The following is an 18545-nucleotide window of genomic DNA, read 5'->3' as shown; positions in this document are numbered from 1 at the left end:
CCCGAGAAGTCCGGGCGGTTTGGAAATATTCGTTCCCGAACCGGGTTGACTACCGACATGGGACGCCCGCGGGAGTTCGACGAGGAGCAGGTGGTCGACCTGGCCCGCGACGCCTTCTGGGCGAACGGCATCGCCGCCACGTCGATCTCCGACCTGAGCGAGGCGACAGGGCTGTCGGTCGGCAGCATCTACAAGGCGTTCGAGAACAAGGCGGCGCTCTGCCATCGAACCCTCGACACGTACCTCGATGAGGGACTGGCCGCGACGATCGACGTGCTCGAGTCAGGGCCCACCCCGCTCGACGGCATCAACGCCTATCTCGATGTCGTTGCGACCCGAGCCGGCGATCGTTCGCCGACGCGCGGCTGCTACGCCGTCGGTGTCGCCATGGAGCTGGCTGCGACCGATGAGCCGGTGCGTCGACGCCTTCGGGCGCACGATCGGAAGCTGCGGGCGGCCGTCCGCCGGGCACTCGCCAACGCGGTGGCGGACGGCCAGCTCGACTGCGATCCCGAACGGGGCGCACGACTGCTCACGACCGCGGTCAACGGCGTGCAGGTCGAGGCCCGGAAGGGCATCCGACGCGACGAGGCCCGCGACATCCTCGACATGGCGCTGAGTGCCCTCGACAGGGCGGGCTGAGCCGCATGACCACGCTCGCACGCTCCCTCCAACACGATCTCATTGGGAAACGATCGTTTCCCAATGCTGAACCCACCCCCAACAGAAAGTGACACCAAGATGAACAGGTTCCAGGACAAGAAGGTCGTCATCACGGGCGGCACCAGCGGCATCGGGCTCGCCACCGCGAAGCGGGTCGTCGCCGAAGGCGGCCAGGCGCTCGTCACCGGGCGCGACGAGGCCCGGCTCGCCGAGGTCAACGAGATCGACGGCGTCACCGCAATCGCCAACGACTCGGCAGACCCTGCCGCCGCAGACGCGCTGCGTGCTGCGGTCGACGAGGTGTTCGGCGGCAGCGTCGACGGCGTGTTCCTCAATGCCGGGCTCGGCGCGTTCCAGCCGATCCAGGCGCTGGAGTCAGAGGAGTTCGACCGCCAGTTCGGCGTGAACGTGCGCGGACCGTTGCTCCAGCTCAGGGCGCTCGAACCGGCTGTCGCCGACGGCGGTGCGGTCGTGCTGAACACCTCGATCGTGAACGACGTCGGCATGCCCGGCGCCGGCATCTACGCGGCGACGAAGGGAGCGGTCCGCTCGGCGATGAAGGTGTTCTCGAACGAGCTCGCTGCGCGCCAGATCCGCGTGAACGCAGTGAGCCCCGGTCCGATCGAGACCGGCTTCTTCTCGGCGACCGGGCTGAGCGAGGAGGAGATCCAGGGGTTCGCCGAGCAGATCCTCGACCAGGTGCCGCTTGGCCGCTTCGGCAGCGCCGACGAGATCGCCTCGGCGACCGCGTTCCTGCTGTCCGACGACGCCAGCTTCGTCACCGGGACGGAGCTCGTCGTCGACGGCGGCATGAGCTGAGCCGACGGGTGACGGGCCCCGGTCGCGGCCACGCCTCCGGGGCCTGCCGCCGTCGGCGAGAGCGGCATACTCCGGGTAGATGTAGACGACGATCAAGGTGAGCGTCGAGACGCAAGAACGCCTTCGAGAGCTCGGCGGGGCGACCTACGAGGACACTGTCGTCGAAGCCCTCGACGCACTCGAAGCGGACCGCTTCTGGGCCGAGGCGGAAGCCGCTGCAGCGTGGCGGCGGGATCTCCCGGCTGCAGAGCGCGAACGACGCGAACAGGCCGGAGCGGCGGTCGATCGGGCGTTCCGCCGCATCAGATGAGACTCCGATGAGCGAGCCCGGCGACATCTACCTCGCCGAGCTGAACGACGAGCAGCGGCACCGCGTGATGGTCGCATCGAGTTCGCGGTTCGCACAGCTCTCCGGCCGCGTCCTGGTCGCCCCTGAGATCGTGGCGCCACCCGACGGGGTTCCGTTTCCCTGGCGGATCGAGACCGAGGACGGCGCGTTCGCCGTCGACCTGATGCTGACGATTCCCGCCGAGCGACTCCTCGAACGAACGGGCGCGCGAACGCGTCTGCGACGAGCCGCATGGCTCGCACCATCAATCTGATCACCTGACGCCGGCGCGTCAGACCAACGACTCGGCGAGCTGGTTGATCGTGGGGCGGACCACCATGGCGTAGGTGTCGGCGATCGCGACCTCACGGTGATCGTGCTGAGCTGCGAGTCGATCGGGGTCGGCGACGACCGCCATGAACGCTGCCTTGCTCGGGAACAGGTTGCAGCGCACCTGGTGCCACTGGCGACCGTCGCCGACGATCGTGCCCTCGGCGGCGAACCAAGCCGAGATCCTCACGCCGTGTCGCAGCGCGACCTCGGCGGCGGCCGATTGGTACGCCTCCATGTGGGGCGGCGTCCGGTCGGCGGCCTCGGTGTCGTGGTAGCGGATGACGTGGAGCACCATCGCCGGGCCGTCGTCGGCGGTGGGCGGGTGGGGCACGTCGGCCCAGTCGGGCAGTTCGACGTCAGCCGGCGGGTCGGGCGACATCATCGGCTGGCACCCGATGACGAAGGTCTGTTCCATGCCCGCCTCCTTGTGAGGATGCTTCTCCTGGAAGTCGGGCCGTGACTGCATCTCGATGAACGACCGGCGGGTCGGGTACTTGACGACCGCGACGCGATCCCACTCGACACCGTCGCCGAGCAGGTGCTGATCGACGTCACCGAAGAACACGACCTCCGCGCCGACCGCCCGGAGCGATTCGGTCGGCGAGTACAGGTCATCGGCCTCCTGACCGGTGATGGTCGCCTCGCGGCCGTCCTCGTACGCAGCGATCTCGCGGTACTTCATGAGGTTGACCATCCACACCGGACCGTCGTCGTCGGGTGGCATCGTGGCCAGCTTGATCGCGTAGTCGCGGTCGACTCGGCCGTAGCGGGGTTCGTCGGTGCTCATGGCGTTCCTTCCTGCAGGCGTCGCATCATCTCGCGGGCCACCATCGGCCCGGCGTTCTGGTTCTGGCCGGTCACGAGGTTGCCGTCGACGACCCAGTGGTTGGCGAGCGGGTCGCGGAACCTGGTCTCGCTCTCGAACTCGGCACCCATCGCGCGGAGCTCGGTCTCGGGATGGTGCGGCGTCGCATCGATCCCGAGCTCGCGGACCTGCTTGTCGGTCACCGCCGTGACCCTGCGGCCACGTACGAGCGCAGCGCCGTCCGCTCCCCTCGCGTTGCGGAGGCCGAGTGGACCGTGGCAGACGCCGCCGATGATCGCGCCGACGGCGTTCGCCTCGGTCATCTGCTCGGCCAACGCTTCGGAGAATCCGAAGTCGAACGCCGCGCCCCATCCACCGGCGAGGAACACGAGGTCGTAGTCGACCATGTCGAGATCGCCGATCGCCAGCGAGTCGGTCACCTTGTTGCGGAGCCGGTCGTCGGCGAGGAACCGGTCGTCCTGCTCGGTGCGGATCGCGGGTTTGAGCGACATCGGGTCGACGGGGATCACGCCGCCGAGCGGGCTCGCCACATCGACGTCCATGCCGGCGTCGAGGAATGCGTAGTACGGCACCGTCATCTCGCTGGCGAACACGCCGGTCGGCTTGCCGACGTCCATCACCGCCGTGTTCGTGGCGACGACGAGGGCGCGCCGGCCGGCGAGATCGAACTCGACCGCTTCGGCGTCGTCGGGGTGCAGCCCAATTCGCTGCAGCACCTTGCGGAGCAGGCGGGCAGGCGGTGGCGGGCGCTTCGACGGTGGGACCCCGGTCGGTCGGCGCGGGACGTACGGCCACGGCGTGTTGCGTTCCGGGACCGCTCGCGCCCGCTCCTCCTTCAGTACGGCGCGCAGGTGGTCGAACACGTCGCGGGCCGACTCGTCGTGCCAACGGTTGACCGCCTCGATCGGGTCGTCGTCGAGGTCGTACAGCTCCCACTGGTCGGGCAGCGCGGCGGTCCGGTACCGGTCGCCTCCGGGCCCGTTGGCGGCGAGGTGGCGCACCCCCGGTTCGGTCCATGCGGCCGGGTCGTCGAACGTGCGCACCAGCTTCCACAGGTGGCCGGCGCCTCCGGCTTCGGGTGGCACCCGGTGGACGAGACCCTCGAAGTTCGAGCCGACGTGTGCGGGGACACGGATCCGCATCGGCGGGGGCGGGTTGTCGGTCCGACCGAGGCGGCGGGCCATCGCAGATGCTCCCGAGTCGCCCTCGAGGACGTTGTCGCGCGTCATCAGGTAGACGGCGCGGTCGCGGTCGGCGTCGGTGGCGCCGTCGACGACGGGCATCAGGTCCGTCCCCGGGAGCGGATGCACCTCACTGAAGTCCCGGCGGAGCACGTCGGCCGTCGCGGCCTCGTCGATGCCGGCCGCGGCGAGCAACGTCGGCACGACGTCGACGTGTGAGGTGGGTGCGCCGTCGATGCGGCGGCCCGCCGTCGCAGCCCGGCCGACACGGGCGATGGAGAACGGGACTCGGGTCGCCTCGTCGTAGAGCGTGAACCACTTCTGGTGGAGGCCGCCGTGCGCGCCGAGCAGGTCGCCGTGGTCGGACGTCCTGACGACGACCGCCGACTCGGAACCGTGCTCGGTGACCGCCCGGCGGACCCGGTCGAGCGGGCCGTCGACCTCGGCGTGGAGCCGGTAGTAGAGATCGCGATACCGCTGGGCGTTCTTGCGGTACGCCCGGGCGACCGCCGGCGCCACGCCGTAGCCAGAGGGGTAGGTCTCGCGGTAGGCGATCTGTGCTGCGGGCTTGCTGGCGAGATCCTCGTGGGCCGTCGCAGCCGGGGGCACGGGCGGCGGGTCGAGCAGTGAGGGCTCGAGCGGGCTGCCCCGGCGGACCCACGCCGGGAACAGCACGATGTCGTGCGGGTTGACGAAGCTCGTGACCAGCAGGAACGGCCGGAGGGCCGCCTCCTCGCCGGCACGCCGGCGTGCGTAGCGGTCCTCCAGCCAGTCGACGACGCGGGCGGCGATCAGCGGGTCGCGGCGGAGTCCGCAGTCGGCGACGGCGCCGCCGTGCGGCTCGGGACCGACCCAACCCGAGAACCCGTACGGCGCGAGCGGGTCGGCGTCGAGGTAGCGCTGGACGGCGGCTGCGTCGACGTTGCCCTCACTGTCGTTGGTGCGGATGCGCCGGTCGGTCTCGTCGTGCAGGTCGGCGTGGGAGATGTGCCACTTGCCGTCATAGTGCGTGTCGTAGCCGGCGGCGCGGAACCAGTTGCCGAGCGTCGGCACCTCGCCCTCCGGCAGCCAGCGGAGGCGGGAGTCGTCGGCGGTCTTCCCGAGCCCGTCGGTCTGGGTGACGCCGTGCAGGTCGGGGTAGTGACCGGTGAAGAGGGTCGGACGGCTCGGCACGCAGGCCAGCGATCCGGTGTAGTGGCGCTGGAAGTTGACGGCGTGCTCGTCGAACCACGCTGCACCGGGCAGCGCCTCGCGGCGCCAGGCCGCGAGCTCGTCGGTCTCGTATGGGGGCGCGGCGCGCTCTTCGTCGGTCATGAGGATCACGACGTCGGGTCGTTCGGGTGTCATGGCGCGCTCCCTGTCGCCGCCGATCTGCCGGCGACACCGGCGACACGCACGGCGAGGCCCGTGAGCATCTGATCCGAGGCGCGTGCCAGCCGGCGGCCCACCGCCCGCGCGAGCAGCTGCTGGGGCGGCCGCGGGCCGGCGTCGACCTCGGACGTGAGTCGGACCGCGGTGCCCGAGCCGCTCGGCGAGAGTCGCCACGTGTTGATGACCGACCGGATCCTCGGCGGCAGACCGTCGATCGTGTAGCCGATCGCCCGTTCGTGCTCCCAGACCGTCACCGTCTCGACGAGCGTGATCCGGCCGCTCTGGATCCGCCTCACGGCGCCGACGCCGTCGGCCTGGTGGGTGAGGAGGCAGGAGTGGTCGACGTTCGGCGCCCACGAGCTGATCGCGGCGAAGTCGGCCAGCACGCCCCAGACCTCGGCCGGCGGGGCGTCGAGGTGAGCGGCTCGTTCGACGGTGGTCACAGCGCACCCGAGCCGGCGACCTCGACGCGGTGGAGGTCGTCGCCGATCTCGACCGTGCCGTCGAAGTGCTCGGCGGCCAGCCCCCGCCAGTCGTCGCCGGCGTCCCCGGGCGAGATCGGTGGCACGTAGTGGGTCAGGACGAGCGTGGCGACGCCGCCGCGCGCCGCAGTCTGCGCCGCCTCGGCCGGCGACGAGTGGTAGTCGAGCGTGTCCTGCATGCGCTGGAGCGGCAGGTTCTCGATGATGTCCTTGCGGATGACGGTGTGGACCAGCGCGTCGGCGCCGTCGCACAGCTCGTCGAGACCATCGCACGGCACGGTGTCGCCGGCCGCCACGACCGACGCACCGGCGTGGTCGAAGCGGTAGCCGACGCTCGGCTCGACCGGCCTGTGGTCGGTCGGCGCGCAGCGGATCCGGACCGCTCCGTCGGCATGACCGGGCAGCTCGACCGGCCCGTCGGCCACCTCGACCACCGTCACCGGCGGCGGGTGGTCGAGGTCGTCGTGGTGGGCCATCCGGTACGCGATGTCGGGGCCGAGTGATGCGAGGAGATGGTCGACGACGGCCTGCGTGCCGACCGGCCCGACGACCGTGAGCGGTGTCGGTTCGAACGTCATGACCCAGCGTGTGGTGATGACGTCGTTGAGGTCGGTGATGTGATCGCTGTGGAGGTGGGTGATCAGCACCGCCGCCAGATTCGGTGCACCGACACCGACGGCCGCCATGCGCATCAGCACGCCACGGCCCGCGTCGACGAGGTAGTGCTCGGCGTCGGTGCCGCTGCCGGCGGTGATCAGGGTCGACGGCCCGGCGCGGTCGGGGCTGGGGATCGGGCTGCCGGTACCGAGCAGCGTGATGGCGATCACTGCCGGTGCATCTCCGCGGTCGCCGTCGCCACGGTCGCCTGCGCCTCGGCCTCGAGGTCCTGTCGCGATCGCAGCTCGATGACGACCTCGTGCAGCGTGCCCGAGAACGCGAACGGCGCCCTGTAGCGCTGCGAGACGGGCGAACCGTTGTCGTAGCCGACGCTGGCGCCGACCGACGACATCATCCGCATGAACAGCGGCAGCGTGGCGGCGCCGGCGGGCTGCCCGTCGACCTCGAGGGCCAGCGACCCGGCCCAGTCGTCGCCACGGCGGACCTTCACCGTCAGTGCCGATTCGCCGGCGGGCACGACGATGTTGGAGGACAGGATCGTGTGGTCGTCGAACGCGTTGTAGTCGACGACCAGTCGGTCGTCCTGGACGAAGACCGAGATGCCGGCATTCTGCGTCCCGGTGGCGTACAGGACGCCGTCGTCACCGGCAGCGCGGGTGACCTGCGCCGTCAGGTCGAAGCTGCGGCCACCGATCGCTGCCGCGGCCTGCGTGGCGATCGGCGACATCGGCGGCCGGTACACGTACCGCCGGCCGGCCGGGTGTGGTGAGCGGTCGCGGAAGCGGCTGGCGAAGAGCGTGCCCATGCGGTCGTCGAGCGGCAGCACCCCGTGCCACCCGGCCTCGCTCCACCAGAGGTCGACCAGCTCGTGCAGCTTCTCGGGCTCGGCCTCGGCGAGGTCGTGGCACTCGGAGAAGTCGACGCTCAGGTCGTACAGCTCCCACGGTTCAGCGTCGTAGTCGGCGCCCTGGGTGTGCTTGCAGACGGCCTTCCAGTTGCCGCTCACGAGCGCCCTGCTGCCTGCCATCTCGAAGTACTGGACGGTGTTGGTGGCCGGTGCGTCGGCGTCGTCGATGACCGGTACGAACGAGTGGCCGGTGACGGGCAGCTGTTCGAGGCCCTTGAACGTCTGCGGCGGCGTGACGCCCAGCAACTCGTAGATCGTCGGCACGATGTCGGCGACGTTGACGAACTGGCCGCGCTTGGTGCCGGCATGGTCACCGTGGATCCGGGCGGGCCAGTGCACGATCATCGGGACGTGCACACCGCCCTCGTGGGTGTTCTGCTTGTACCACTTGAACGGGCTGTTGCCGCACTGCGCCCACCCCCACGGGTAGTTGGTGTGGCTGTGCGGTCCGCCGATGTCGTCGATCCGGTCGATCGCCTCGTCGGGCGTCTCGAGGATGCCGTTGAAGAACTTCATCTCGTGCATCACTCCGAACGGCCCGCCCTCCTGCGAGGCGCCGTTGTCGGCGAGGACGATCATCAGCGTGTTGTCGAGCTCGCCGAGCGACCGAAGGCCCTCGACGAGCCGGCCGATCTGGTCGTCGGTGTGGTCGAGGAACGCGGCGAACGCCTCCTGCAGCCTGGCGGCGAGCCGCTGCTGGTTCTCGGGCAGGTCGTCCCACGCCTCGACCCCGGGGTTGCGCGGCGCGAGCTGGGTGCCGGCGGGGATGACGCCGGTCTCGAGTTGCCGCTCGTACCAGCGCTGCCGCACCACGTCCCAGCCCTCGTCGAAGGCGCCGCGGTACTTGGCGAGATGGTCGGCCGGTGCCTGGTGCGGTGCGTGGGTGGCGCCGAACGGCAGGTAAGCGAAGAAGGGTCGGTCGGGGCGGATGCCCTTGCTGTTGCTGATCATCAGCAGCAGCTGGTCGATCAGGTCCTCGCTGACGTGGTAGCCGTCCTCGGGCCTGCCGGGCGCCTCGATCGAGTGGTTGTCGCAGACGAGCTCGGGGTGGAACTGGTCGGTCTCGCCCTCGAGGAAGCCGTAGAAGCGGTCGAACCCGCGGCCGAGCGGCCACTGGTCGAACGGTCCGGCCTGCGAGCAGTGCTCCATCGGCGCCAGGTGCCACTTACCGGTACAGAACGTTGCGTAACCCTCGGCGCCGAGCACCTCGGCAACGGTCGCGGCGCGGTTCGAGATGTGGCCGAGTTGGTGCGGGAAGCCGGTCTGGACGTTCGAGACCGAGCGCATGCCGACCGTGTGCTGTGAGCGCCCGGTCAGCAGCGAGGCACGGGTCGGCGAGCACAGCGGCGTGACGTGGAAGTTCGTGAACTGCAGACCGTTCGCCGCGAGGGCGTCGACGTGGGGCGTGTCGATGTCCGAGCCGTAGCAGCCGAACTGGGCGAAACCGGTGTCGTCGAGCAGCACCAGCACGACGTTCGGCGCGTCGTCGCCCGGGTGCGGCGGCTCGTCGTACCACGGCTCGGACTCCGCGAGCGTGCGGCCGATCGTTCCGTGAAACGTCGACTTCGGTCCTGACATGCATCCTCCCCTCGGACGCCGCGACCATAACTCGTGAGAGTTTGACTATCAATACCGAGACGACCTTGGTACGGTGATCGGCGATGGACGTTCAGGCCGCAAGGAGTGCAGACGTCCCGGTGACCGACGGTCGCCGGGCCCGCCGCGAGCGCGGCCGCGTCGCCGTGATCGACGCGATGATCGACCTGGTCTTCGAGGGCCACTCCCCGCCTCCGGCCGAGCTGGTCGCCGAGCGGGCCGGCATCTCGATGGCCACGCTGTTCCGGTACTTCGAGACGCTCGACGACCTCCGGCAGGAGACCACGAACCGCTACATCGAGCGCTACGCCCACCTGTTCGACATCCCCGATGCCCGCGACGGAGACGTCGGCGCCCGTATCGCGGTGTTCGTCGACGCGCGTGTGACGCTGTACGAGACCGTCGCGCCGATCGCGAGGCTGGCTCGTTGGCGTGCCGCCGAAGTTGCTGCGGTCGACGACACGCTCCACCGGCTCCGTGCCGAACGAGCCGACCAGGTGCGCCGGCACTTCGACGACGAGCTCGCTCGTCTCACGCCCGCAGCCCGGGACGACATGGTGACCATCATCGCCACGCTGACCTCGTTCGAGTCGTGGGACCAGGCCCGCCACGATCACGAGCGGAGCCCGGCCCAGCTCCGCCGCACCTGGGTGACGGCCCTCACCAGGTTGCTGACGCCATGACCACCCGGCGCGTCGACGAGATTCCGGTCGCCCACACGCCGGCGGGCGGCTGGACCGAGTGGCCCGAGCCGGTGCTGGCCGGGTGTGCCGACGAACTGGTCGAGGGTGCGCCCGACCTCCGAGGGCTCTGGCGGACCATCGACGTCACGGTCGACGGCGAACTGCAACCCGGCCATCCCGGCGTCGGCCACGTCCAGCGCGTCGAGCAGGCGGCCGATCGCTTGGTCGTCACCGGCGGTGGCGTCATCCACGACATGCGCTGCGACGGCACCGAGGCCAACGGCGTGCACGACGTCGCCGAGTTCGACAAGGCCACCGAGATCCACGTGGTCGCCACGTACGAGGATGGGGTCCACGTGCTCCGTCCGGCCGGCATGCCGATCGAGGTCAAGCGCTGGCGCGACGGCCCGCACATGATGTGGCAGTACATCGGCTTCACCGCCCGACTTGAATGCCTCGGGCCACCCGAGACGACCCAGCCAGCCTGACGGCGCGACGGCACCCCCGCTGCGTCAGGCCTCGCCGGTGCGTTCGGCGCGACGCTCGGTGTTCGCCCGGATCAGGTGACTCGCGACCTCGCCTGCGAGCGCCACGACGATCCCGATGCCGATCAACAGGTAGGCCATCGTGAACAGCTTCCCGGCGGTCGTCTCGGGCGTGAAGTCGCCGTAGCCGACCGTGGTCAGCGTGACGATCGTGAAGTAGAAGCTGTCGATCCACGACAGGTCCTCGACCTGCCGGTAGAAGAACGCACCGCCCCAGACCAGGCCGAGCACGACGAACATCAGACCCCGCGCCTGAGGATCGCGGACGAGCGAGCCACACCCGCGGGCGATCGTGCGTGCGATGGCGATCAGCCCGATCATGAGGGTGCTCGCCGGGCGTCGTGTACTGCGGTGTCCATGGGCCGACTCTAGCCCGCCTCCCGACATTATGAGATTACCACTCGCAATAGACGCGACATGAGAGTACTGTTCTCACAAGAGCGGGACCAGCCGCCTGCACCGCCATCAGGGAGTTCGCCATGTCTGCAGTCTTCGACCGGATCGCCGGGCTCGTCATCGACCGCCCGAGGGCCGCCCTGATCGGGTTGGGCATCATCACCGTTGCTCTGGCATCGGGCATGCTCGTCCTCGGTGAGCAGGCCGACAACACCGTCTTCCTGCCCGACGACAGCGACGTCGCCGAAGCGGCGGACACTCTCTCGGGTTCGTTCCCGGACTCGGCGGGGCTCACCAACATCACGATCCTGCACCGCGGCGACGTCCTGACACCCGCCGGTCTCGCACAGATCGACGCCGTCGTCGCTGCTGCGGTGTCGACACCCGAGGTGGCCGAACGGCTGGCGCTGACGGACCCCGTCGTGTCGCTCGCCGCGGTCTACGAGCGTGCCCTCGGCGTCGATGACCTGGCCGGCGTCGGCCAGCAGCAGATCGACGCGGTGACCGCCGACCCCCGCGTCGCCCCCGTCGTGGCGAACCTGAGTGGCGAGGCCGACGGCGAGGGCCTCGCGATCTCGTCGCTCAAGCTCCGCGAGCTCGGCGATGCAGACGCGCTCGACGACGCCGAGCTGACCGTCGCGCGGCTGGTCGAGGACGTCAACGGGCCGCTCACGGTGCGCAGCTTGTCGGGCGCGACCATCGACGACGAGTCGGCCGAGTCGTCCTCGTCGTCGATGTCGATCTTGATGGTCGTCGCGCTCGTCGTCATCGCCGTGCTGCTCTTCGTCTTCTTCAAGTCGGGCTCCGACGTCGCCCTGACGTTGACCGGCCTGGGCGTCACCATTCTCGGCACGTTCGGATTCCAGGGGCTGATGGGCCCCGACGGTCTCGGCATCATCGGCCTGCCGAACTCGATCACGACGATGGTGCCGATCATGCTGATCGGACTGGTCGTCGACTACGCGATCCAGTCGGTCGCCCACTACCGCGAGATCCGGGCCGAAGGTGCGACCGTCACCGAGGCAGCGCGCCGGGGCCTCCGGGGCGTCCTCCTGCCGCTCGGGCTGGCATCGGGCACGACGATCATCAGCTTCCTCACGAACGTCACATCGCCGATCCCCGCCAATCAGGACTTCGGCATCGTCGCGGCGTTCGGCGTGTTCTTCGGGCTGCTCACGATGCTGACGCTCGTGCCCGCCGCTCGCGCGATCCTCGACCAGCGCAAGGAGGCCGCCGACGAGCTGGCGGCACCCAAGCTGATGACCGACGCGATCCCCGGCGCGGGCAACCTCGTCGAGCGGGTCGGCGGTTTCGCGGCGATCAAGCCGATGGTGGTGCTGGGCGTCGCCGGCGTCGTGACGGTCGTGCTCGGCGCCCTGGCGGCGGGCATCAGCACCGAGTTCGACTCGAACGACTTCCTGCCGTCGGGCGGCGACTCGCTGACCGACCTCGAGGCACTCGAGGAGGCGTTGGGTGGCCAGACCGAGATCGTCACGGTGCTCATCGAGGCAGAGCTCACCGACGACCGGACGCTCCGGAACCTGCTGACGCTCGCCGAGTCGTTCGCCGACGAGCTGTCACGACCGACCGGGGCGGCCAGCGACATCACGCTGTCGCTCGGCACGCTGTTCACCGACTGGAACACCGACAGCGGGGAGCCCGGCGACAACTACGACCCGGGGCTGGCCGAGATCGCGGCGGGCATCGATCAGGGGATCACGGTCGACCCCGACGGCGTGCAGGCGCTGCTCGAACGGCTCGAGGCCGATGACCCGATCGGGTTCGGGCAGGTCGCGGTCAACGACTCGAACGGCATCGACCGGACGCTCGTGCAGTTCAATGCGCTCACCGGCGACCAGGACCGCACCGCCCAGATGGTCGACGACATCGAAGGTCTGTGGTACGGCGACCGCGACCAGCTCACGGTCACGTCAGGCGAGATCATCAGCCTCGAGGTCACCTCGGCGATGACCGACAGCCAGACCGGGTCGATCGTCATCACGATCGTCGCCGCCCTGATCGTGCTGATGCTGTTCTTCTGGGTCACCGAGTTCAAGCCGATGCTGGCGGTGATCGCCGTGTTCCCGATCGTGCTGGTGCTGCTCTGGGTGCTGGGCACGATGACGCTGCTCGGCATCCCCTACAACGTGATCACCGCACTCATCACGGCGCTGTCGATCGGCATCGGCGTCGACTACACGATCCACGTGATCCACCGGTTCACCGAGGAGCTCGAGCACGGCAGATCGCTGATCGACGCCACCACGACGACCCTGGCCACGACGGGGTCGGCGCTGATCGGGTCGGCGCTGACCACCGCCCTCGCGTTCGCCGTCCTGCTGTTCAGTCCACTCACGCCGATGCAGCAGTTCGGCCTCGTCACCGGCATCACGATCCTGTATGCGCTGATCGTGGCGATCGTCGTCGTGCCGCCGATGCTGATCGTCTGGGCCGCCTACCACCGCTGGCGAGCCGAGTCCGGGCATGGCGTCATCGGCGATGTCGGTGGCGAACCGACCGCAGCGGCTGCGCCCGCGGGCGGCGCCTGACCCGCACCGAGCGCACTGGAGCGACGGCGACGGTGCGCCCTCGGATGCCACACTCTCCTCGTGGGCGGAGCGACGGGCGGTATGCGCACGATGTGCGCCGCGTGGGCGGCAGTCGCACTGCTCGCCCTGAGCGGATGCGCGACGACGACCGACGGCACTCGGGCCGACGCCGCGCCGGCGACCGACGAATCCACGCGCCTCCCCAGCACGTCCGCAGTGCCCGAGCCGGCGACCACCGTCACGACGACCACGCTGCCGGCGACGACGACAACGAGCGCGGCGACAACGTCCACGACGACCCCGACGACGACCACCACATCCACGACAACGAGCACCACCATCCCGGTCGTCGCCGCGCCGGCGCCGCCGCAGGCGGCGTCGGGCTCGTCGATCTACGACATCCGGCCGCCGTCCGACATCGAGCCACCGCCCCTGCCGGCTGGCTGGACGACCGAGGCGATCGGCACGTCGGTCCAGGGCCGCAGCATCGGGGCGCTCGTCCGCACCGTTGAAGCGCCGCGCCGAACCGTGCTCGTGATCGGCGGGCTCCACGGCAACGAGCCGGTCTCGCCGCCGACGGTTCGCGGGTTCGTCGAGGCCGACCTCGCCGATGACGTCGACGTGTGGCTCGTCCCGGAGGCGAACCCGGACGGCGTCGCCGCCGGCACGCGCTGGAACGGCAATAGCGTCGACCTGAACCGCAACTTCAGCTGGGACTGGCGCGCGTCCGACGGCGGGCCCGGTCCGATCTCCGAGCCCGAGACGCAGGCGCTGACCGCGCTCGTCGAGCGGCTCGAGCCGGACCTCGTCGTGTGGGTGCACCAGCCCTACGGCTACGCGGCGTCGATCGGCGACACCGACCGGGCGTTCGAACGGGCGTGGGCCGAGGCCTCGGGCGTCGAGGCTCGGTCGGGCGTGACGCAGCACGGCGGCGGCGAGAGCTGGACGGCGTTCGTAGCGGGTCGCCCATCGATGCTGATCGAGATCGACTCGTGGTCGGCGACGCCCGAGACCGTCGCGGCGCACCGAGCAGGTTTCGAGGCCGTCCTCGCCGAGCTCGGCTGACGCGAGGCTTGCGTGCCGCGAGTTTCAGGAACCTGGCCGATCCGGACGAGGGCTAGGTTCACGCAGCGATGGCCGAACCGATGACCGGGCCGACGACCGAGCCGACCGAGGACGAGCTGCTCGGTGCGCACTGCTGGGAGGCCGACGACCGCGTGCCTCGCCGGCCGGCGATGACCGCGTTCCGCCGCCGCGCTCGTCTGCAGCAGGCCCGCTGGCGCGAGGCGGACGGGCATCCGATCGGTACCCAGCCGATCGTGCCGAAGCCGGGCGGGAAGGTCCGCGAGGTCGGCAGCCGCCTCCCGCTCGAGTACGCCCGTGAGACCGGCGCGAACTTCCTCACACCGGCGGCCGTCGACGCGGCGCACTGGCGGACCGAGCACCCCGAGCCGCACCAGAGCTTCGATCATCAACGGCTGTGGGCCGACCTGCTCTCGTCGCAGGCGCTTGCCTTCAACCTGTTCGGCGACCTCGCCGCCGACGCGGCTCTGGCCGACGACGCCCTGCGCCGGTGGCTCCCCGGGACCCACGGTCGGGTCAGCGAGGTGCGCTTCGCCCACTCCCCCGGACGGCTCGACCCTGGCTACCTCAGCAGCCTGCGGGCCTTCGCAGCGGCGTTCGTCCTCGACCTGCCCGACGGCGGCGACGGCATCGTCGCCGTCGGCGTGAGGTACCACGAGCGGAACAAGGCCGAGACCCCCCGCCCCGAGAACCGCGGGCGGTACATCGAGGTCGCCAGCCGTTCCGGCGCGTTCGCGCCGGGCGCCGTCGACGCGCTGCTGGAACGCTCGGACCTGTGCGTGATGTGGCTCGAGCACCTCCTCCTGCTGTCGATGCTCCAGCACGAGGGCGGACGCTGGACGTGGGGCCGCGCCGTCGTCGTGTACCCAGCGGGCAACGCCGACGTCGCCGACGCCTGCGCCCGCTACCGGGCGTTGCTCACCGACGAGTCCACGTGGACATCCACGACGCTCGAGGATCTGCTCGACACGGGCGCGCTCCCGGGCCGATCAGCTGCGCGCGTCCGAGAACGGTACGCCTCGTACTGACCGATCCTCACCCGTGACGTTCCAGCAGCCGCGCTTCGAGCGCTGGACCGAGCCGCTGGCCCACTTCGTGGACCCAGGCGGGTTCGATGTTCCGCATCGAGATCCACATCAGCGGGCCCGCGGGCCAGTAGGTGACGTCGAGGCAGCCCCCCGTGGGCGGGTCCTGGGTGAAGTGCCAGTGGCGGTTGCCCGGGTAGCGCTTCCTGCCCAGCGTCGTGACATGGGAGAGCCGCAACCCGTGCGCCGAAGCGACCTCGTCGAGCACGGCCTCCATCTCGTCGACCGACAGCTCACCGGTGACGGCAACGTCGAGGTTCTTCGTCTTGTCCGTGTCCTTGACCCGAACCGTGCCACGAGCGTTCATCGCGCGACCATCATGACTGCGACGTCGTGGTCCGGGTAGGTCCGTTGGTCCTCACGCAATCGCGATCGATGACTCGCGTGATACGGCGCGCTCGCCCGGGGGTGCCGGGGAGCACCCACCGGGCGGCGACGCCGTGGAGCGACAGGTCGACGGAGGTGAACCGCGAGCGCCTCACCGGCCACGGCTCGCGTCGACGTCGGGCTCACGTCGCGCCGGCGGGCGCGACCGGCCGTCGGCTGCCGGCGACGGTGGCGCTGATGTGATCGAGGTGGCGCAGATCGGTGCCGCAGCACCCGCCGACCACGGCGAGGTTCGGCAGCTTCGCGGCGAGGTCGGCGTAGCCCGCGGCGAGCTCGACCTCGTCGCCGCGGTCGAGCTCTTCGGCGTTGTCGAGCTCTTCGTGGCTCATGCGGGACGCGTTCGCCCGGATGCCGCGAACGCGATCCCAGGGACCCCGTGCGTCGAAGATCTCGGCGAAGTGCGACGGGTGGGCGCAGTTCACCATGAAGTAGGCGGCGGCACCGTCCGTGGCCGCGTCGACCTCCTCGATGGCGTCTGCCAGTGACTGGCCGGATGGCAGCGCGCCATCGGTCTCCACCGTGAACGAGATGACGACGGGGACGCCGGCGGCACGTGCGGCGTCGACGATGCCGATCGCCTCGGCGGCGTAGTTGATCGTGAGCGCCGACACCAGATCCGCGCCCGCCTCGGCGAACGATCGGATCTGCGGCGCGTGGTAGGCGGCGGCCTCCTCGGCGCTCATCGCGTCGTTGACGGCATAGCCGTCGCCACGGGGCCCGATGTTGCCGCTGATGACGAACTCGACGTCGGCGTTGGCGGCACGGAGCTGCGCGAAGAACGCGACGGCGTCGCGGTTGGCTCGGGCGAGCCGGCCGCTGGAGTAGCCCAGCAGGTCGCCCCAGTCGGGGTTGGCTCGCCAGGTCGGGGTCTCGAGGACGACGCCGGTGCGGTCACGCCGGGCGATGTCCACGACGGATTGGAAGTAGTCGTTCAACGTGCTTCGTCCCTCGGCGGTCTCGAGCAGCGGGAAGCTGGCGAAGTGCGGCAGGTCGATGCCGTGGTGGAAGAGCAGGTCGGTCTCGAGCCCGGCCTCGCTGAGGAAGATGGGGCCGTCGAGGTGGGGCAGGTGGTACGTCATGGTGTTGATTCCTTTCGGTGTCGAATCGTTTGCTGTTGTCGGTACGTCAGAGGTGCGGGTTGGGTTCGCGGTGCGCCGATTCGAGGACCCGTGCGGGATCCTCGAAGTCGACGAGCCAGAGGCGTCCGCCACCGTGTGGCGCGGGGTTGTACTCGGCGAATCCGAGTAGCTCCTTGGCGCGGCGCGGGAGCGCAGCGGCGACGGGATGCGGCAGGGCGAACGCGTGTGCTTCCTCCGGTCGCAGCCATCCGAGGAGGTAGCTCAGGTGCAGTGCGCATCGCCACTCGTCGACCGTTCGGTTGGCGCCGCCGCCGTGGACCGTCTTGCCGCTGAAGAACAGGACCGACCCGGCTGACATCTCGGCCGGGACGGCGTTGGCCGGATCGAACAGGTCGTCGGTGTCGGGGCGGAGGTGGCTGTACGGCACGACGCGGGTGGCCCCGTTCTCGTCGCTGCAGTCGGTGACTGCGACCATGGCGATCACGGTGATCTCGGGGCCGTCCGGGAGGAGGCCGTTGAACCACGGCCAGCCGGTCTGGTCCCGGTGCAGGTACTGGGCCGGCTCGCCCGGTCCGATCGCGATCAACTGTGTGTCGCTGATCTGCGTCGAGCCGCCCTCGGGGATCAGCCGCCGGTCGGCGACTCCGAGGACCGTCTCGTCGAGGCAGACGTCGAGGAAGGCCGTGCTCTTCGCGGCGATGCCGTTGATGCGCACCGTGTTGCGGCCGTGGAAGAGCTCCCATTCGGGGTCGCCCGACCGGCTCCCGGCCGGCGTGCGCTCGACCCAGGGGGCGAGGTCCGAGCGCAGCCGGTCGAGAACGGCGGGGTCGACGAGGTCGGCGACGATGACGGCACCGACCTCGTCGATCGCCGTGTTCACGTCGGCGACGCGTGCGGTCGACGGGAGCGTCGGTACGCATGGGCGCACGGTCGCGCCGGTGGTCGGTGACGGGGCCATGGTCAGCTCTCGGCGGGCTCGAGCGTGACGGTGAGGTTGACGCCCTCGCTGTCGTTGAACGCCTCGAGGGTCTGCGTCTGGGTGCCGACGGCGCCCGCGTGCTCGCCGGTGCCACCGATGATCGCCCGCTGGACGTCTTCGCCGACGACCGGTGTCTCGATGCCGTGGCTGATGACGATGTCGTCGCCGTCGAACTCGCCGAAGTCGAACACCTGGGTGCTGATGACCCAGGGCCCCGACTCGGTGCGGGCGCCGTCCCCGATGAGGAAGCCCTCACAGGTCCAGGTGCCGATGACCGCGTCGGGATGGGTCGGGCTGCCGTCGGGGTTGACGCCGCCGCCGTCTGCAAGGGTGCCGGGCTCGTAGATGTAGCCCTGCGTGACGAAGGGGTTGCCGTACGCCGGGAGTCCGTCGTCGAAGACCGGTGCGTCGTCGAAGACGAAGCGCGTCGCGTCTTCGGCGACTTCGAACTCGAGGAGTTCGGCGGTCTCGTCGGGGCGGTCGTCGGAAGCGGCGTTCACGACGCCGAAGCCGAGGACTCCGAGGGCTGCGACGGCGGCAGCGCCGACGGCGATGGTGCGGGGGGACATGGTGTGCTCCTTGGTGAAACGTGTGGGTGGGTTGTCGTTCGCGGTTGCTGGCGAACACGAGCCATC

The 18545-nt window shown here is 70.1% G+C and carries 19 protein-coding genes and 1 pseudogene; 9 read left to right on the top strand and 11 right to left on the bottom strand.

Features of this window, described 5'->3' with window-relative positions:
* The first annotated feature begins 57 nt into the window (after positions 1-57).
* The 4 genes from QNJ12_RS09365 to QNJ12_RS09350 all read left to right on the top strand — a co-directional run bounded on the left by QNJ12_RS09365 (position 58) and on the right by QNJ12_RS09350 (position 2084).
* The gene (locus QNJ12_RS09365) at positions 58-642 is read left to right on the top strand and encodes a TetR/AcrR family transcriptional regulator (RefSeq protein WP_300622045.1); all 585 of its coding nucleotides are present in this window, start codon (positions 58-60) and stop codon (positions 640-642) included.
* Positions 643-741: 99 nt separating this feature from the next.
* A complete protein-coding gene (locus QNJ12_RS09360; RefSeq protein WP_300622043.1) occupies positions 742-1482 on the top strand; it encodes an SDR family oxidoreductase in 741 nt (246 codons plus the stop codon).
* 97 nt (positions 1483-1579) lie between these two features.
* The gene (locus tag QNJ12_RS09355; protein WP_300622041.1) at positions 1580-1792 is read left to right on the top strand and encodes a hypothetical protein; all 213 of its coding nucleotides are present in this window, start codon (positions 1580-1582) and stop codon (positions 1790-1792) included.
* A 7-nt stretch (positions 1793-1799) separates the two neighbouring features.
* The gene (locus tag QNJ12_RS09350) at positions 1800-2084 is read left to right on the top strand and encodes a hypothetical protein (RefSeq protein ID WP_300622039.1); all 285 of its coding nucleotides are present in this window, start codon (positions 1800-1802) and stop codon (positions 2082-2084) included.
* 18 nt (positions 2085-2102) lie between these two features.
* Here QNJ12_RS09350 and QNJ12_RS09345 read toward each other — a convergent pair whose 3' ends face one another.
* The 6 genes and pseudogenes from QNJ12_RS09345 to QNJ12_RS09325 form a co-directional block, all read right to left on the bottom strand.
* A complete protein-coding gene (locus QNJ12_RS09345; protein WP_300622037.1) occupies positions 2103-2930 on the bottom strand; it encodes a hypothetical protein in 828 nt (275 codons plus the stop codon).
* The gene (locus tag QNJ12_RS23720) at positions 2927-3547 is read right to left on the bottom strand and encodes a type 1 glutamine amidotransferase domain-containing protein (RefSeq protein WP_367281772.1); all 621 of its coding nucleotides are present in this window, start codon (positions 3545-3547) and stop codon (positions 2927-2929) included. Before QNJ12_RS23720 ends, QNJ12_RS09345 begins: the two co-directional genes overlap by 4 nt.
* Before the next feature lie 120 nt (positions 3548-3667).
* A pseudogene (locus QNJ12_RS09340) lies at positions 3668-5497 on the bottom strand (sulfatase-like hydrolase/transferase); the annotation flags it as partial.
* A complete protein-coding gene (locus QNJ12_RS09335; protein ID WP_300622031.1) occupies positions 5494-5964 on the bottom strand; it encodes an SRPBCC family protein in 471 nt (156 codons plus the stop codon). The pseudogene QNJ12_RS09340 and the gene QNJ12_RS09335, both read right to left, overlap by 4 nt.
* Positions 5961-6830: a ribonuclease Z gene (locus QNJ12_RS09330; RefSeq protein WP_300622028.1), complete on the bottom strand. Its 870-nt coding sequence runs from the start codon at positions 6828-6830 to the stop codon at positions 5961-5963. The genes QNJ12_RS09335 and QNJ12_RS09330 overlap by 4 nt, the downstream gene beginning before the upstream one ends.
* Positions 6827-9106, bottom strand: a complete 2280-nt coding sequence (locus QNJ12_RS09325) for an arylsulfatase (protein WP_300622025.1) — start codon at positions 9104-9106, stop codon at positions 6827-6829. The genes QNJ12_RS09330 and QNJ12_RS09325 overlap by 4 nt, the downstream gene beginning before the upstream one ends.
* An 83-nt stretch (positions 9107-9189) precedes the next feature.
* Here QNJ12_RS09325 and QNJ12_RS09320 point away from each other — a divergent pair, with 83 nt between their 5' ends.
* Positions 9190-9807, top strand: coding sequence for a TetR/AcrR family transcriptional regulator (locus QNJ12_RS09320; protein WP_300622022.1), 618 nt, complete (start codon positions 9190-9192; stop codon positions 9805-9807).
* Positions 9804-10295: a hypothetical protein gene (locus tag QNJ12_RS09315; RefSeq protein WP_300622020.1), complete on the top strand. Its 492-nt coding sequence runs from the start codon at positions 9804-9806 to the stop codon at positions 10293-10295. Before QNJ12_RS09320 ends, QNJ12_RS09315 begins: the two co-directional genes overlap by 4 nt.
* Before the next feature lie 24 nt (positions 10296-10319).
* Here the strand turns inward: QNJ12_RS09315 and QNJ12_RS09310 are convergent, their stop codons facing one another.
* On the bottom strand, positions 10320-10673 hold the full coding sequence (locus QNJ12_RS09310) for a potassium channel family protein (RefSeq protein WP_300622017.1): 354 nt from the start codon (positions 10671-10673) through the stop codon (positions 10320-10322).
* Positions 10674-10831: 158 nt separating this feature from the next.
* On the opposite strand from QNJ12_RS09310, the gene QNJ12_RS09305 reads away from it, so the two are divergent.
* The 3 genes from QNJ12_RS09305 to QNJ12_RS09295 all read left to right on the top strand — a co-directional run bounded on the left by QNJ12_RS09305 (position 10832) and on the right by QNJ12_RS09295 (position 15408).
* On the top strand, positions 10832-13297 hold the full coding sequence (locus tag QNJ12_RS09305) for an efflux RND transporter permease subunit (protein ID WP_300622014.1): 2466 nt from the start codon (positions 10832-10834) through the stop codon (positions 13295-13297).
* Between the two features lie 60 nt (positions 13298-13357).
* Complete coding sequence (locus tag QNJ12_RS09300; RefSeq protein WP_300622012.1) at positions 13358-14362, top strand: M14 family zinc carboxypeptidase; 1005 nt, start codon at positions 13358-13360, stop codon at positions 14360-14362.
* 68 nt (positions 14363-14430) lie between these two features.
* Positions 14431-15408, top strand: coding sequence for a hypothetical protein (locus QNJ12_RS09295; RefSeq protein ID WP_300622010.1), 978 nt, complete (start codon positions 14431-14433; stop codon positions 15406-15408).
* A 7-nt stretch (positions 15409-15415) separates the two neighbouring features.
* Here the strand turns inward: QNJ12_RS09295 and QNJ12_RS09290 are convergent, their stop codons facing one another.
* From QNJ12_RS09290 to QNJ12_RS09275, 4 genes are all read right to left on the bottom strand, one after another.
* Complete coding sequence (locus tag QNJ12_RS09290; RefSeq protein ID WP_300622007.1) at positions 15416-15772, bottom strand: hypothetical protein; 357 nt, start codon at positions 15770-15772, stop codon at positions 15416-15418.
* A gap of 202 nt (positions 15773-15974) precedes the next feature.
* Positions 15975-16931 carry a homocysteine S-methyltransferase family protein gene (locus tag QNJ12_RS09285; protein WP_300622005.1) on the bottom strand — a complete coding sequence of 319 codons (957 nt, stop codon included), beginning with the start codon at positions 16929-16931 and terminating at the stop codon, positions 15975-15977.
* 46 nt (positions 16932-16977) lie between these two features.
* Positions 16978-17811, bottom strand: coding sequence for a phytanoyl-CoA dioxygenase family protein (locus QNJ12_RS09280; protein ID WP_300622003.1), 834 nt, complete (start codon positions 17809-17811; stop codon positions 16978-16980).
* Positions 17812-17891: 80 nt separating this feature from the next.
* Positions 17892-18479: a hypothetical protein gene (locus QNJ12_RS09275; protein WP_300622000.1), complete on the bottom strand. Its 588-nt coding sequence runs from the start codon at positions 18477-18479 to the stop codon at positions 17892-17894.
* Positions 18480-18545 lie beyond the last annotated feature (66 nt).

It is taken from the genome of Ilumatobacter sp. (assembly GCF_030065885.1).
Taxonomy (GTDB): domain Bacteria; phylum Actinomycetota; class Acidimicrobiia; order Acidimicrobiales; family Ilumatobacteraceae; genus Ilumatobacter.
The sequence above is the reverse complement of the archived record's forward strand: the minus strand, read 5'-3'. Positions and strand labels throughout refer to the sequence as shown.

Bases quoted from the DNA above. Each gene is read 5' to 3' on its own strand.
- QNJ12_RS09295 (WP_300622010.1), top strand. From the start codon at position 14,431: ATGGCCGAACCGATGACCGGGCCGACGACCGAGCCGACCGAGGACGAG.
- QNJ12_RS09345 (WP_300622037.1), bottom strand. From the start codon at position 2,930: ATGAGCACCGACGAACCCCGCTACGGCCGAGTCGACCGCGACTACGCG.
- QNJ12_RS09305 (WP_300622014.1), top strand. From the start codon at position 10,832: ATGTCTGCAGTCTTCGACCGGATCGCCGGGCTCGTCATCGACCGCCCG.
- QNJ12_RS09320 (WP_300622022.1), top strand. From the start codon at position 9,190: ATGGACGTTCAGGCCGCAAGGAGTGCAGACGTCCCGGTGACCGACGGT.
- QNJ12_RS09310 (WP_300622017.1), bottom strand. From the start codon at position 10,673: ATGATCGGGCTGATCGCCATCGCACGCACGATCGCCCGCGGGTGTGGC.
- QNJ12_RS09315 (WP_300622020.1), top strand. From the start codon at position 9,804: ATGACCACCCGGCGCGTCGACGAGATTCCGGTCGCCCACACGCCGGCG.
- QNJ12_RS09290 (WP_300622007.1), bottom strand. From the start codon at position 15,772: ATGAACGCTCGTGGCACGGTTCGGGTCAAGGACACGGACAAGACGAAG.
- QNJ12_RS09350 (WP_300622039.1), top strand. From the start codon at position 1,800: ATGAGCGAGCCCGGCGACATCTACCTCGCCGAGCTGAACGACGAGCAG.
- QNJ12_RS23720 (WP_367281772.1), bottom strand. From the start codon at position 3,547: ATGACGGTGCCGTACTACGCATTCCTCGACGCCGGCATGGACGTCGAT.
- QNJ12_RS09285 (WP_300622005.1), bottom strand. From the start codon at position 16,931: ATGACGTACCACCTGCCCCACCTCGACGGCCCCATCTTCCTCAGCGAG.
- QNJ12_RS09365 (WP_300622045.1), top strand. From the start codon at position 58: ATGGGACGCCCGCGGGAGTTCGACGAGGAGCAGGTGGTCGACCTGGCC.
- QNJ12_RS09275 (WP_300622000.1), bottom strand. From the start codon at position 18,479: ATGTCCCCCCGCACCATCGCCGTCGGCGCTGCCGCCGTCGCAGCCCTC.
- QNJ12_RS09360 (WP_300622043.1), top strand. From the start codon at position 742: ATGAACAGGTTCCAGGACAAGAAGGTCGTCATCACGGGCGGCACCAGC.
- QNJ12_RS09325 (WP_300622025.1), bottom strand. From the start codon at position 9,106: ATGTCAGGACCGAAGTCGACGTTTCACGGAACGATCGGCCGCACGCTC.